This window comes from Roseateles cavernae, from assembly GCF_040187885.1.
Lineage (GTDB): Bacteria > Pseudomonadota > Gammaproteobacteria > Burkholderiales > Burkholderiaceae_C > Roseateles_E > Roseateles_E cavernae.
The window spans coordinates 55,942-68,942 of the sequence record NZ_JBDPLH010000005.1 but is presented as its reverse complement, the minus strand read 5'-3'; the positions used below and the strand labels follow the sequence as shown (position 1 = coordinate 68,942).

Here is a 13,001-nt window from a genome sequence, read left to right as displayed (position 1 = left end):
GGTACAAATGTAACAAGTTGCAGGCGTGGCGGGCCCCGGTGTTGGCCCTGAGATCGCGCGCGCGCTGTGCGCCTGTCGCCCGCGCTGGCGGGTCGGCATGGATGCCACAATCTGTCCATGAGCAGCCCGAACCCGCCCCGCGTCAGCATCCAGACCGCCGATTTCGACCTCTCGGCCGAGACCCTGGCCTTGCGCGCTGCCGATGGGGGCATCGGCGCGGTGGTCAGCTTTGTCGGCACCGTCCGGGATGCCAGTCATGGCCAGAGCGTGCGCCTGATGGAGCTGGAGCATTACCCCGGCATGACCGAGGCGGCGATCGAGGCGATGATCGACGAGACCCAGCGGCGCTTTGATATCCGGGCCGCCCGGGTGATTCACCGCGTCGGTGCGCTGGCGGCGCGCGAGCAGATCGTGCTGGTGCTGGTGGCTTCGGCGCATCGCGGCCAGGCCTTTCAGGCCTGCGAATTCCTGATGGACTATCTGAAGACCCAGGCACCGTTCTGGAAGAAGGAGCACACGCCCGAGGGCGCCTACTGGGTGGACGCGCGGGTGGCGGACGATGCGGCCTTGCAGCGCTGGGGCATCGAGGCCGGGAACGCGGCATGAGCGCCGCGACGGGCCGCCCCGAGCAAGCTCGCTCCCGCTTGGCGGGACAGGCCGGAGGCCGGAGGGTGCATCAATGAGTGCCCTGGCCGTGGCCTTGGGGGCGGCGCTGGGGGCATTGGCGCGCTGGCGCGCCGGGCTCTGGCTCAACGCCAGCTGGCAGGGCTTTCCACTGGGCACCTTGCTGGTTAATCTGGTTGGCGGGCTGCTGATTGGCATGGCGCTGGAATGGTTCGGCCGCCAGCCCGATGAGCTGCTGAAGCTGCTGCTGGTGACCGGATTTCTGGGCGGGCTGACCACCTTCTCGGCCTTTTCGGGCGAGTCGCTGGCCCTGCTGCAGCGCGGCGCGTTCGGCCTGGCGCTGGCACACACGGCGGTCCATGTGCTGGGCTCGCTGGGCGCGGCGGCGCTGGGTCTGAAACTGATGCAGGCGCTGCTGCGGACTTGATCTGGCGCAAGGCCGCCGCGCCTTGAAAAGCGGACGCTGGGTCCCATCTGCCGGGCAACGGAGGTTTTATCCCATGCGTGTCGACAAACTCACCACCCGCTTTCAGGAAGCCCTGGCCGAGGCCCAGAGCCTGGCCGTGACGACCGACAACCCCTATATCGAGCCGGCCCATCTGCTGGGCGCGATGCTGGCCCAGCCCGACGGTCCGCGTGCGTTGCTGGAGCGCGCCGGCGTCAAGCTGCCGGCGCTGAAGACCGCGCTGGACACGGTGCTGGCCGGCTATCCGCAGGTGCAGGGCGAGGGCCAGCAGGTCCAGCCCAGCCGCGATCTGATGAGCCTGATGCAGGCCGCCGAGAAGGAGGCCAGCAAGCGCGGCGACCAGTTCATCGCCAGCGAGATGTTCTTGTTGGCGCTGGCCGATGCCAAGACCGATCTGGCCGGCATCGCGCGCGGCCATGGCCTGACGCGCAAGGCGTTGGAAGGCGCGATCGAGGCGGTGCGTGGCGGCCAGAAGGTCGACAGCCCCGAGGCCGAGGGTCAGCGCGAGGCGCTGAAGAAATACACGCTGGACCTGACCGAGCGCGCCCGCGAGGGCAAGCTGGACCCGGTGATCGGCCGCGACGACGAGATCCGCCGTGCGATCCAGGTCTTGCAGCGCCGCAGCAAGAACAACCCGGTGCTGATCGGCGAGCCCGGCGTGGGCAAGACCGCCATCGTCGAGGGCCTGGCCCAGCGCATCGTCAACGGCGAGGTGCCGGAGTCGCTGAAGAACAAGCGCGTGCTGGTGCTGGACATGGCGGGCCTGCTGGCCGGTGCCAAGTACCGCGGTGACTTCGAGGAGCGGCTCAAGGCCGTGCTGAAGGAAGTGGCGCTGGACGAGGGCCGCATCATTCTCTTCATCGACGAGCTGCACACCATGGTCGGCGCCGGCAAGGCCGAGGGCGCGATGGACGCCGGCAATATGCTCAAGCCCGCGCTGGCGCGTGGCGAGCTGCATTGCATCGGCGCGACCACCTTGGACGAGTACCGCAAGTATGTGGAGAAGGACGCGGCGCTGGAACGGCGCTTCCAGAAGGTGCTGGTCGACGAGCCCAGCGTCGAGGCGACGATCGCGATCCTGCGTGGGCTGCAGGAGAAGTACGAGGTCCACCATGGCGTCGAGATCACCGACCCGGCCATCATCGCTGCGGCCGAGCTGAGCCATCGCTACATCACCGACCGCTTCCTGCCTGACAAGGCCATCGACCTGATCGACGAGGCCGCGGCCAAGATCAAGATCGAGATCGACTCCAAGCCCGAGGTGATGGACAAGCTCGATCGCCGCATGATCCAGCTGAAGATCGAGCGCGAGGCGGTGCGCCGCGAGAAGGACGAAGGCTCGCAAAAGCGCTTCGCGCTGATCGAGGAAGAGCTGCTGAAGCTGCAGCGCGAGTACAACGACCTGGAAGAGATCTGGACCTCCGAGAAGGCCCAGGCCCAGGGCAGCGCCCATGTCAAGGAAGAGATCGATCGCATCAAGCAGCAGATCGAGGAGCTCAAGCGCAAGGGTGACTTCAACAAGGTGGCTGAGCTGCAGTACGGCAAGCTGCCGGGGCTGGAGGCCAAGCTCAAGGACGCGCAGGCCAAGGAGGCTGGCAAGAGCGGCACCGGTCCGGCCAACCAGCTGCTGCGCACCCTGGTCGGCGCCGAGGAGATCGCCGAGGTGGTGGCGCGGGCCACCGGCATCCCGGTCGCCAAGCTGATGCAGGGCGAGCGCGACAAGCTGCTGCAGATGGAAGAGAAACTGCACCAGCGCGTGGTCGGCCAGGAGCAGGCCATCGTCGCGGTGGCCGATGCGATCCGCCGCTCGCGTGCCGGCCTGTCCGACCCGAACCGGCCGCTGGGTTCCTTCCTCTTCCTCGGCCCCACCGGCGTCGGCAAGACCGAGCTGTGCAAGGCCCTGGCTGGCTTCCTGTTCGACAGCGAGGACCATCTGGTGCGCATCGACATGAGCGAGTTCATGGAGAAGCACTCGGTCAGCCGTCTGATCGGCGCGCCCCCGGGCTATGTCGGCTACGAGGAGGGTGGCACGCTGACCGAGGCGGTGCGCCGCAAGCCCTATTCGGTGCTGCTGCTCGACGAGGTCGAGAAGGCGCATCCGGACGTCTTCAACGTGCTGCTGCAGGTGCTCGACGACGGTCGCCTGACCGACGGCCAGGGCCGCACGGTGGACTTCAAGAACACCGTGATCGTGATGACCAGCAACCTCGGCTCGCAGCACATCATGAACCTGGTCGGCGAGTCCGACGAGGTGATACGCGACGCGGTCTGGGGCGAGGTCAAGGCCCACTTCCGGCCCGAGTTCCTGAACCGCATCGACGAGACCGTGGTCTTCCACGCGCTGGATCAGAAGCACATCCAGGACATCGCCCGCATCCAGCTGCAGATACTGGAGCAGCGGCTGGAGAAGATGGAGATGAAGCTGGACGTCAGCCCGGCGGCCCTGAGCGAGCTGGCCAAGGTCGGCTTCGATCCGGTGTTCGGCGCGCGCCCGCTCAAGCGCGCGATCCAGCAGCGCATCGAGAACCCGCTGTCCAAGCTGATCCTGCAGGGCCGCTTCGGACCCAAGGATGTGATCCCGGTCGATGTGGCCGATGGGGAATTCCAGTTCGGGCGGGTCGTGCATTGATGAGGACTAGACTCGGGCGATCCTGGCCTTGAAGGGGACCGCCATGCCCGCCGAGCTTGCTGCCGATCTGGCCACCCGCCTGCGCTCGCTGGCCGCGCAGGGCGTGGTCGAGCCGCTGTCCTTCCTCGTGACGCTGGCGCCGGGGGCGGCGGCGCTGCCGTTCACGGTGGAGACCGCTGTCGAGGCGATACGGATGGCGGCCGGCCGCATGAGCGCGGCCCAGGCCCTGGCGCTGGCCCAGCGAGACGATATCGAGCGCATCGAGCTGGACGGGCAGATGCAGGCGCTGGACGCGCTGCTCAAGCCTTAGTCTTTGGCGATATCGAGCCGTCCCTGCTTGCTGCGAACCAGGCGGCGGTAGGCGCTGCGGTCCTGGCGGTGGGTGACGAACCAGCGCAGCAAGTCGTTGCGCAGGGTCTGCGCGGCGGCGCTGTCGGCCGGCAGCGCCGGTGCTTCGGCGCGACGGCTGTCGCGGGCGACGAACAAGACCTGGGCAATGATCTGGCCGGCGCTGATGTGCAGCGCGCCGGTGGCGGGCCGGCGAACGACCAGATTGACCGGGTGGGCGTACCAATCGCTCTCGATCAGGCCGCTCAGCAACGCCAGCGGTGCCGGCCGGTTCAGTGGCGGGCCATAGAGGCTGTCGATGCCGTCCGGCGTGCGCAGCAGCCAGGGCAGGTGCAGCTTGAACAGCCCGGCCTGGTCGGCGCGCTCGAAGAAGCTCAGCCCTGGCTGCACCGGCCGCAGCTCGGCGCGTTCGCCGCGCTCGTCGTCGAAGGGCAGGGGATCAAAGCTGTAGGCATTGGCGCGAAAGCGGCTGCTGGGCCGGTCGCGCACATAGAACAGCCGCTGATCCTCGGTCGCGGCATCGCGTGGCCCCGGTGCGCGAAAGCCCTGCACGCCGGCCGGCAGCTCGGCCGGCAGGCACAGGCCGAAGTCGAACGGGGCCGGCACCAGCAGGCCCAGCGCACAGGCCGCCGTGAACGGCAGGCATTGCTCCTGCACGCCGTAGCCGGGTGGCACGGCCGGCCGCGTCGAGGCCGGCGCGCGCTGCGGCAGCGGCGCGTCGGGCACCAGGCTCAGCAGGCGCAGCTCCACCGGCCGGTCCGCAGGCTCAGGGCTTGAAGGCCACGGCCGGGGCCGGCACCATGGCCAGCGCCGCCTGGTCCACATCGACCCGGCCATAGCCGTACAGCGGGTCCCATCCCGGCGGGCCGAGCGCGTCGGCGGTGCTGGCCAGCAGGTTCCAGATCTGCGTGTTGCTCGCGAAGCGGTGCGCGCCCCAGACCACGGCGGCCGCGCCGGCCACATGGGGGCAGGCCATGCTGGTGCCGCTCTTCTGGCCGTAGCCGCCGCCCGGCACGGTGGACAGCACCTGCACGCCCGGCGCGGCGATCTCGATCTCGGGGCCGCGGCTGCTGAAGGACGCGATCACATTGCTGTTGTCGATGGCCGAGACCGCGATCACCCGCTTGTACTTGCCGGGGTAGCCCACCGTGCCCATGCCCGGGCCGGCATTGCCGGCCGCCGCGATCAGCAGCACGCCGGCGTTGTAGGCGGCGTCGCAGATCGCCTCCAGCGCGGCCGGTGCACCGCCGCCGCCCAGGCTCATGCTGACGATCTGCATCTTGTTCTGGATCGCCCAGTTGATGCCGGCAATGATCCAGCTGTACTGGCCGCTGCCGTTGTTGGCCAGCACCTTGACGCCGTACAGCGAGGCCTCGGGCGCGACGCCGACCACGCCGGCGCCGTTGATCGCCGCGCCTATGGTGCCGGCGCAATGGGTGCCGTGGCTGTTGCCGTCCATCGCGGTCTCGCCGGGCACGAAGCTGACCGCGCCTTTGACATTGGCCTTCAGGTCGGGATGGTTCCAGTCGATGCCGGTGTCCAGCACCGCGACCTTGATGCCGCGCCCGCGCGAGCAGCCCCAGGCCGGCGGCGCCTTGATCTGCGAGACACCCACCGGCACGGTCTCGGCCTGCACCGAGGGCTGGCCCTCGAACACCAGGGTCTCCATCGGCAGCGCATAGGCCCAGCCATCGGTCTCGACGGCGGCGACATCGGGGTTGCCCTTCAGTGCCTTGATCTCGGCATCGCTGAGCGTCAGCGTCAGGATCGGGGCCTCGAACAGATTGATGTCGAAGCCCATGTGATCGCTGTCCAGGCCGCCCGGCAGGCCGGGCGAGCCTATCGTGAAGGCCGAGGCGCTGCCGACGTCGAAGAACTCGAGGCTTTCACTGCGCGGGCAGCTGCTGGCCAGCAGTTCGAGCTTGTCGGCCTTTTTGTTCTTGCGCTTGTCCTTGGGTTTGAAAGTGACGATCACCGACTTGCGGGCGGTGGCGTCAGGGGCACCGGTGCTCTTTCTTGCTGTGGCCATGAGGATCTCCTAGAACTGCTCGGGCGGCACGACGGCGCCGCTGGCAAGGACTCTAGGCAGCGGCGCCCCGGCTTGCATCCTTCGGGCTAGGGAGCTTGCGAAACAAGGCGATGTTCGCGGCCGGGCATTGCAGTGCCCAGCCCCAGCGCCGGGCGATCCAGTCCAGCGTGGCGCGCTCGTAAAAGCACACATGGGTCGGGTCATGGACATAGCGCCAGGCCGCGAAGTCGCGCTCCGGCTGGCGCCACTGCGTCATCAGTCCCAGCCAGCCACCGGGACGCAGCAGCGCGTCCAGCCGTGCGAACTCGGCCGCCGGGTCGTGGAAATGCTCGGCCACCTCGGTGCAAGTGATGAAGTCGTAGCGGCGCTGCAGCAACTCGGTGTTCGACGCATAGATGGGGTCGTAGGCGGCGGTGGGGAAGCCGCGCTCGCTAAGCATGGCCGCCAAGGCCGGGCCGGGGCCGCAGCCATAGTCCAGACCCTCATCGCCGGGCCGCAGCCGCTCGGCCAGCGGCAGGGCCAGGCGGTCGAGGAAGGCCCGATAGTGGCTGTCCCCGGGCTCGTTGCGGTGCCGGTCATAGGCCTGCTTCTCGGCGCTCGGGCTCGGGCGGTCGGCCGGCTGCATGAAGCTGAGCCGGCAGCGCGGGCACTGCCGGTAGGCGCGCTCGCGCACGGCAGGCAGGGTCAGCAGATCGAGGCCGCCGCACAAGGGGCAGGCGATGCGGGGCAGAGCGCTCATGCATCGGATTATCCGGACCGCGATCGCTACTTAGAATCAGCGCTTCCTTGTTTGATGACGCCACGCAGCTGGCGGCCGCCTGAATGACTGCAGCAGCTCCCGTGGTGATCGTCGGTGCCGGCCTGGCCGGTTTGACCGTGGCCTTGCATCTGGCCGATGCGGTGCCTGTCGTCGTGCTGGCCAAGCGCGACCTGACCGAGGCGGCCACCGCCTGGGCCCAGGGCGGCATCGTCGGCGTGCTGGGGCGCGACGACAGCATCGAGAGCCATGTTCGCGACACCCAGGATGCCGGCGCCGGCCTGGTCGACGAGGCCACCGCCCGTTTCATCGCCGAGCGCAGCGCCCAGGCGGTCGAATGGCTGGTGCAGCAGGGCGTGCCTTTCACGCCGGACGACGATGGCCCGCTGGGCCTGCACCTGACCCGCGAGGGCGGCCATGCGGTGCGCCGCATCGCCCATGCGGCCGACGCCACTGGCAAGGCCATCCACGACCAGCTGCTCGCCGCCGCCCATGCCCACCCCAATATCACGCTGCGCGAGCGCTGGATGGCGCTGGATCTGATCACCTCGCGCCATGTGCAGCGCGAGGAGCAGCCGCGCTGCTACGGCATCTACGCGCTGGACATCGACAGCCGCCGCGTCGAGACCCTGGCCGCGCGCGCGGTCGTGATGGCCACCGGCGGCGCCGGCAAGGTTTACCGCTACACGACCAACCCCGACACCTCGACCGGCGACGGCATCGCGATGGCCTGGCGGGCTGGCTGCCGGGTCGCGAACATGGAGTTCATCCAGTTCCACCCGACCTGCCTCTACCACCCGCAGGAGCGCAGTTTCCTGATCACCGAGGCGCTGCGCGGCGAGGGCGGTCATCTGAAATTGCCCGACGGCACTCGCTTCATGGCCGCTCACGACGAGCGCATGGAACTGGCGCCGCGCGACATCGTCGCCCGCGCGATCGACTTCGAGATGAAGAAGCACGGCCTGGACCATGTGTGGCTGGACGCCACGCACCTGGGCGAGGCCTTCCTGAAGGAACATTTCCCGACCATCCATGCGCGCTGCCTGAGTCTGGGCATCGATATCGCGCGCCAGGCGATCCCGGTCGTGCCGGCCGTGCATTTCACCTGCGGCGGTGTCGTCACCGACCTGAAGGGCTGCAGCGATCTGCCGGGGCTTTATGCGGTCGGGGAGACCAGCTATACCGGCCTGCACGGCGCGAACCGCCTGGCCAGCAATTCGCTGCTGGAATGCGTGGTGCTCGGTCAGACCTGCGCGGCCGACATCCTGGGCCTGGCAACACCGGACCCCGCCCCGCTGCCGGCCTGGGACGAAAGCCAGGTCGAGGACGCCGACGAGCAGGTCGTGATCGCCCACAACTGGGACGAGTTGCGCCTTTTGATGTGGAACTATGTGGGCATCGTGCGCACCACCAAGCGGCTGGAGCGGGCCTTGCACCGCATCGATCTGCTGCGCGGCGAGATCGATGACTACTACGCCAACTTCCGCGTCACTCGCGATCTGCTGGAGCTGCGCAATCTGGTCGATTGCGCCGAGCTGATCGTGCGCTCGGCTCTGTTGCGCCACGAGAGCCGCGGCCTGCACTTCAGTCGCGACTATCCGCGCACGCTGCCGGTCAGCTTCCCGACCGTGCTGATCGCCGAGCGGGGGCTGCGCGGCGGCTGAGGACTGCTAGCGCCGCGCGCGCAGCGCGGTGCGCGCCTGCACGAAGTTGAAGGCATAGGTCACCGCCTCGCTGATCGCGGCATCGATCTCCAGCCGCTCATGCTCGGTCAGGTAGAAGGAGAAATCCACCTCGTGGCGGATGTAGCGCGGCGGCAGGCGGTTCAGCGCCACGCAGGCCACGTCGACCAGCAGGTCGTTGCTGCTGATGGCCGGAAACTGCGGGGCCACCGTCGCGACGGCGTTGAACACCTCGCGTTCGTGGTGGTTGTAGAGCGAGCTGAAGTCGGTCATGAGGCGTCTCGTCTTTCTGTGGATCGCGCAAGCGTATTCGCTTTATAGCGCTCCCTGCCGGCGAAAAACGGGCGCCATCCCCCCCTATTCAGGCTGCGCCTATGCCGGTCTTCATGCCGGCCGTGCGGGCTTTCAGTGCCGCCGTGAAGTCCAGCATGCGTTCGATGCAGCCCAGCGCCTTGACACGCACCGGCTCGTCGATATGGATTTCGCCCTGGCCCTGCTCCAGGCAGGCTATCACGCCCTGCAGTCCGTTCATCGCCATCCAGGGGCAGTGCGCGCAGCTCTTGCAGGTGGCGCTGTTGCCGGCGGTGGGCGCCTCGATCAGGGTCTTGCCGGGCGCCAGCTGGCGCATGCGGTGCAGGATGCCGTTGTCGGTGGCGACGATGTATTCCTGCGCCTTGCCCTCGACGACGGCCTTGATCAGCGCCGAGGTGGAACCCACGACGTGGGCCTTGTCGACCACGCTCTTGGGCGACTCGGGGTGGACCAGGATCATCGCGTCCGGATGCTGCTCGCTCAGCAGGTCCAGCTCCAGGCCCTTGAACTCGTCGTGCACGATGCAGGCGCCGTTCCACATCAGCATGTCGGCGCCGGTCTGCTCCTGGATGTAGCGGCCCAGATGGCGATCCGGCGCCCACAGGATCTTCTCGCCCTTGGCCTTCAGCTCGGCCACGATCTCGAGCGCGCAGGAGCTGGTGACCATCCAGTCGGCGCGCGCCTTCACGGCCGCGCTGGTATTGGCGTAGACCACCACCTTGCGGTCCGGATGGGCGTCGCAGAAGGCCGCGAATTCATCGGCCGGGCAACCCAGGTCCAGCGAGCAGGTGGCGTCCAGATCGGGCATCAGCACACGCTTCTCGGGCGACAGGATCTTGGCGCTCTCGCCCATGAAACGCACGCCGGCGACGATCAGGGTCTGGGCTTGGTGGTCGCGGCCGAAGCGGGCCATCTCCAGCGAGTCGGAGACGATGCCGCCGGTCTCCAGCGCCAGATCCTGCAGATCGCCGTCCACGTAGTAATGCGCCACCAGCACCGCGTTGCGGGCCTTCAGCAGCGCTGCGGCGCGGGCTTTCAGCGTGGCACGCTGGCTGGGCGTCAGGGGCGCCGGCACCTTGGCCCAGGCATGGGCGGTGCAGCTGGCGCCTTCGGCGTCCTGGCGGGTGTAATCGAATAAAACCTGTTCCATGCGGAAATGGTATCCCAGCGTCAGCGACCGGGACGGCGCAGGGGCATGCATGCCCTAGACTGCGGCCTCATGCGAGGTGGATGGAGAAGAAAGACAGCCGGGCTTGTGGCCGGCCTGCTGCTCGGTGCGTCGGTGGCGCGGGCCGCGCCGCCCGAGCCCGTAGCCGTGCCGGTGCTGCGCTTTGCGCTGGGCCAGGCCTGGGCCATGCCGTTCGCGCATGTCGTGGGTGGACGGCTGCAGGGCGGCATTCTGTTCGAGATGATGAAGCAGATCGCAGCCAATGCCGGCGCCGAGGCGCGCATCACGATCCTGCCGCCCAAGCGTGTCGATGCGGCGCTGGATACCGGTCTGGTCGATCTGCACTGCCTGCTCGCGCCCGTCTGGCTCGACAAACCGGTGGCAGCCGAGCGCTGGAGCGTGCCGCTGCTGGTGCTGGACGATCTGCTGCTGGCCGGACCTGGCTCCAGGGCGCTTGCCCCGATCGATCTGGACAGCGCCAGGGGTCTGAGCGTCGGCCTGGTGATCAGCTATCGCTATCCCGCGCTGGATGCCGGCTTGCGCGGCGGCCGCCTGCTGCGCGACGACGGCCCCAGCCAGCAGCGGGTGCTGGAGAAACTGGCGCTGGGCCGGACCGATCTGGCCGCCGCCAACAGCCTGATGGTCGACTGGTTCAACAAGAGCCAGCCGATGGCGCAGCGGCTCAAGCCCCTGCAGACCCTGCATTCGGTGACGACGCATTGCCTGCTCTCGGCCAAGCCGGCGATGGCGCCGGCGCGCATCCATGCCGCTGTGCGCCAGCTGGTCCAGAGCGGCCAGCTCAAGACCATCCTGGCTCGCTACCGCTGATTGGCCTCCAGGCCTTGTCGGCGGCTTCAGGCTTCGGCGAAGAAGCGGCTCGGCGGCATGCCCACGGTGCGCGTCACCATCGCGGTGAAGGCGCTGGCGCTGGCATAGCCGAGCTCGGCGGCGATATGGCTCATCGGCTTTTGCCGCGCCGCCATCGACAGCGCATGGGCCAGCAGCACCTGGCTGCGCCACTGGCCGTAGCCGCTGCCCAGCTGTTCGCGGAACAGACGCGAGATCGTGCGCTCGCTGGCGCCGACCTCGGCGGCCCAGTCGGCCAGACTGCTGTGGCGGCCCGGCTCTTCGATGATGGCCTGGCACAGCCGCAGCAGGCGCTTGTCCTGCGGCAGGGCCACGCCCAGGCGCAGGCTGCGCGCCCGGACCAGTTCGTCGACGATCAGATGGGTGATGCAGCGCTCGCGCTCGGCCGGGGTGTCGGGTTGGGCGTCGGGATCGGTGGGCAGCTGCAGCACCAGCTCGCGCAGCAGTGGCGAGACCTCGAGCACCCGGCATTGCGCCCAGGCCGGGGCACGCGTCAGGCTCTCATGCAAATAGAGCGTGCGCAGATCGGCCCGCTCGATCGCCGAGACCGCATGGACGACGCGCGGCGCGATCCAGACCGCACGCGAGGGCGGCACGATGAAGGTGCTCGCGCTGGTGCTGACGCGCACCGCCCCGCCGACCGAGAACACCAGCTGGCCCCAGTCGTGCTGGTGCGGCTGGATGTCCATCTGATGCTCCATCAGCCGTGCCTTGCCGCGCAGCGGCCGCTCCGCGCTCGGGGCGTAGCGGCTGGGGTCGGCGGGCGGCAGGCTGCGGCGGGTAGAGGCCATTGGCGGAATTTCGATAAAGCTTGGCGATCTATCGTAACCCGGCCGCACCGCTGGCGCCTACATTGGCGCCATGACGACGCATACCGCCTCCCTCACCCTCGACGGCCGTGCCCAGGCCCGGCGCGACTACGGCACGATCAGCCTGATCGGCCTGGCCCATGGCACCTCGCATTTTTTCCACATGCTGCTGCCGCCGCTGTTCCCGGCCTTCATCAAGGACTTCGGGCTCAGCTATTCGGAGCTGGGCCTCCTGGTCACGACCTTCTTCGTGATCTCGGGCATCGGCCAGGCGCTGGCCGGCTTTCTGGTCGACAAGCGCGGCGCGCGGCCGGTGCTGTTCGCGGCGCTGGCCTGCTTTGTGCTCGCCTCGATCGCGGCCGGCATGGCCACCGGCTTTGCCGGCCTGATGCTGGCGGCGGCGCTGGCGGGCCTGGGCAACTCGCCCTTCCATCCGGTGGACTTCACGATACTGAACAAGCGCGTTTCGCAGCCGCGCCTGGGTCATGCTTTCTCGGTGCATGGCATCACCGGCAATCTGGGCTGGGCGCTGGCGCCGGTGTTCTCGATCGGCATCGCCGAGGCCACTGGCAACTGGCGCTATGCCTATCTGGGCACCGGCCTGGTGGCGCTGGCGGTGATCGCGCTGCTGTTCTTCAAGCGCGCGGCCATCGACGACAGCCAGGGCTCCTGGGGCCATGCCAAGCCGGCCGCCGGCGTCAAGCAAGAGCATCCGATGGCCTTTCTGCGCCTGCCCTCGGTCTGGCTGTGCTTCTCCTTCTTCTTCTTCACGACCGCCGCGCTGAGCGCGATCCAGAGCTTTGCCAGCCCGGCCCTGGGCCAGATGTACGGCCTGCCGCTGAGCCTGACCGCCTATGTGGTGACCGGCTATATGCTGTGCGGCGCACTGGGCATGGTGATCGGCGGTTTCCTGGTCGCCAAGGTGCAGCGCCTGGAGCGCACGATCGCGCTGGCGATGGCGCTGGCCGCCGGCCTGCTGCTGCTGGTCGCGGCCGGCTGGCTGCCGCCGCTGGTGGCGGCTGCGGCCACGGCGCTGGCCGGTTTCGGCACCGGCCTGGCCGGGCCCTCGCGCGATATGTTGATCAAGCGCGCCGCGCCGCCGGGTGCCACCGGCCGGGTCTACGGCACGGTGTACTCGGGCCTGGATGTCGGCTTCGCGCTGGCTGCGCCGGTGTTCGGCGCCTTGCTGGACGGCGGCCATCCGGCCGGCGTGTTCGCCGGCTCGGCCGCGGCCCTGGGCCTGGGCATCGCCTCGGCCGGCCTGGTCGGTCTGCGCATCGCCCGCACGCGGCTGGCCACCGCATAAGCGC

The 13,001-nt window shown here is 68.8% G+C and carries 13 protein-coding genes; 7 read left to right on the top strand and 6 right to left on the bottom strand.

Going from position 1 to position 13,001, the window contains the following annotated elements:
- The first annotated feature begins 117 nt into the window (after positions 1–117).
- The 4 genes from ABGI63_RS15320 (at position 118) to ABGI63_RS15305 (ending at position 4,029) form a co-directional block, all read left to right on the top strand.
- Positions 118–606, top strand: a complete 489-nt coding sequence (locus tag ABGI63_RS15320; protein WP_349743256.1) for a molybdenum cofactor biosynthesis protein MoaE — start codon at positions 118–120, stop codon at positions 604–606.
- A gap of 73 nt (positions 607–679) precedes the next feature.
- Complete coding sequence (gene crcB / locus ABGI63_RS15315; protein WP_349743255.1) at positions 680–1,051, top strand: fluoride efflux transporter CrcB; 372 nt, start codon at positions 680–682, stop codon at positions 1,049–1,051.
- 73 nt (positions 1,052–1,124) lie between these two features.
- Positions 1,125–3,719 carry an ATP-dependent chaperone ClpB gene (clpB, locus tag ABGI63_RS15310; RefSeq protein WP_349743254.1) on the top strand — a complete coding sequence of 865 codons (2,595 nt, stop codon included), beginning with the start codon at positions 1,125–1,127 and terminating at the stop codon, positions 3,717–3,719.
- A 43-nt stretch (positions 3,720–3,762) separates the two neighbouring features.
- Positions 3,763–4,029, top strand: a complete 267-nt coding sequence (locus ABGI63_RS15305; RefSeq protein WP_349743253.1) for a hypothetical protein — start codon at positions 3,763–3,765, stop codon at positions 4,027–4,029.
- Here ABGI63_RS15305 and ABGI63_RS15300 read toward each other — a convergent pair.
- Genes ABGI63_RS15300 through ABGI63_RS15290 form a run of 3 tightly spaced genes read right to left on the bottom strand, consistent with a single transcriptional unit; the run spans position 4,026 to position 6,835 of the window.
- On the bottom strand, positions 4,026–4,817 hold the full coding sequence (locus ABGI63_RS15300; protein WP_349743251.1) for a hypothetical protein: 792 nt from the start codon (positions 4,815–4,817) through the stop codon (positions 4,026–4,028). The two genes, ABGI63_RS15305 and ABGI63_RS15300, sit on opposite strands and share 4 nt — an antisense overlap.
- Positions 4,818–4,833: 16 nt before the next feature.
- Positions 4,834–6,096: a S8 family peptidase gene (locus ABGI63_RS15295; RefSeq protein ID WP_269840493.1), complete on the bottom strand. Its 1,263-nt coding sequence runs from the start codon at positions 6,094–6,096 to the stop codon at positions 4,834–4,836.
- Positions 6,097–6,148: 52 nt separating this feature from the next.
- Positions 6,149–6,835 (bottom strand): class I SAM-dependent methyltransferase, encoded by a 687-nt coding sequence (locus ABGI63_RS15290; RefSeq protein WP_349743250.1) that lies wholly within the window; start codon positions 6,833–6,835, stop codon positions 6,149–6,151.
- A gap of 83 nt (positions 6,836–6,918) precedes the next feature.
- On the opposite strand from ABGI63_RS15290, the gene nadB reads away from it, so the two are divergent.
- Positions 6,919–8,517, top strand: a complete 1,599-nt coding sequence (gene nadB / locus ABGI63_RS15285) for an L-aspartate oxidase (protein ID WP_349743248.1) — start codon at positions 6,919–6,921, stop codon at positions 8,515–8,517.
- 6 nt (positions 8,518–8,523) lie between these two features.
- On the opposite strand, the gene ABGI63_RS15280 is transcribed toward nadB, so the two are convergent.
- Together ABGI63_RS15280 and nadA are read right to left on the bottom strand one after the other, a co-directional pair.
- Positions 8,524–8,808: a late competence development ComFB family protein gene (locus ABGI63_RS15280; RefSeq protein ID WP_137941867.1), complete on the bottom strand. Its 285-nt coding sequence runs from the start codon at positions 8,806–8,808 to the stop codon at positions 8,524–8,526.
- 88 nt (positions 8,809–8,896) lie between these two features.
- Complete coding sequence (nadA, locus tag ABGI63_RS15275) at positions 8,897–9,997, bottom strand: quinolinate synthase NadA (RefSeq protein WP_349743246.1); 1,101 nt, start codon at positions 9,995–9,997, stop codon at positions 8,897–8,899.
- A 105-nt stretch (positions 9,998–10,102) separates the two neighbouring features.
- Here nadA and ABGI63_RS15270 point away from each other — a divergent pair, with 105 nt between their 5' ends.
- Positions 10,103–10,843 carry a hypothetical protein gene (locus ABGI63_RS15270; RefSeq protein WP_349743245.1) on the top strand — a complete coding sequence of 247 codons (741 nt, stop codon included), beginning with the start codon at positions 10,103–10,105 and terminating at the stop codon, positions 10,841–10,843.
- Between the two features lie 26 nt (positions 10,844–10,869).
- Here the strand turns inward: ABGI63_RS15270 and ABGI63_RS15265 are convergent, their stop codons facing one another.
- Positions 10,870–11,673, bottom strand: a complete 804-nt coding sequence (locus ABGI63_RS15265; RefSeq protein ID WP_349743244.1) for an AraC family transcriptional regulator — start codon at positions 11,671–11,673, stop codon at positions 10,870–10,872.
- 70 nt (positions 11,674–11,743) lie between these two features.
- Between ABGI63_RS15265 and ABGI63_RS15260 the strand changes: the two genes are divergently transcribed.
- Positions 11,744–12,997: an MFS transporter gene (locus ABGI63_RS15260; protein WP_349743243.1), complete on the top strand. Its 1,254-nt coding sequence runs from the start codon at positions 11,744–11,746 to the stop codon at positions 12,995–12,997.
- Positions 12,998–13,001: the final 4 nt, after the last annotated feature.

Excerpts from the sequence above, each read along its gene's own strand:
- crcB (WP_349743255.1), top strand. The coding sequence starts at position 680 with ATGAGTGCCCTGGCCGTGGCCTTGGGGGCGGCGCTGGGGGCATTGGCG.
- ABGI63_RS15260 (WP_349743243.1), top strand. The coding sequence starts at position 11,744 with ATGACGACGCATACCGCCTCCCTCACCCTCGACGGCCGTGCCCAGGCC.
- nadA (WP_349743246.1), bottom strand. The coding sequence starts at position 9,997 with ATGGAACAGGTTTTATTCGATTACACCCGCCAGGACGCCGAAGGCGCC.
- ABGI63_RS15265 (WP_349743244.1), bottom strand. The coding sequence starts at position 11,673 with ATGGCCTCTACCCGCCGCAGCCTGCCGCCCGCCGACCCCAGCCGCTAC.
- nadB (WP_349743248.1), top strand. The coding sequence starts at position 6,919 with ATGACTGCAGCAGCTCCCGTGGTGATCGTCGGTGCCGGCCTGGCCGGT.
- ABGI63_RS15290 (WP_349743250.1), bottom strand. The coding sequence starts at position 6,835 with ATGAGCGCTCTGCCCCGCATCGCCTGCCCCTTGTGCGGCGGCCTCGAT.
- ABGI63_RS15305 (WP_349743253.1), top strand. The coding sequence starts at position 3,763 with ATGCCCGCCGAGCTTGCTGCCGATCTGGCCACCCGCCTGCGCTCGCTG.
- clpB (WP_349743254.1), top strand. The coding sequence starts at position 1,125 with ATGCGTGTCGACAAACTCACCACCCGCTTTCAGGAAGCCCTGGCCGAG.
- ABGI63_RS15295 (WP_269840493.1), bottom strand. The coding sequence starts at position 6,096 with ATGGCCACAGCAAGAAAGAGCACCGGTGCCCCTGACGCCACCGCCCGC.
- ABGI63_RS15320 (WP_349743256.1), top strand. The coding sequence starts at position 118 with ATGAGCAGCCCGAACCCGCCCCGCGTCAGCATCCAGACCGCCGATTTC.
- ABGI63_RS15280 (WP_137941867.1), bottom strand. The coding sequence starts at position 8,808 with ATGACCGACTTCAGCTCGCTCTACAACCACCACGAACGCGAGGTGTTC.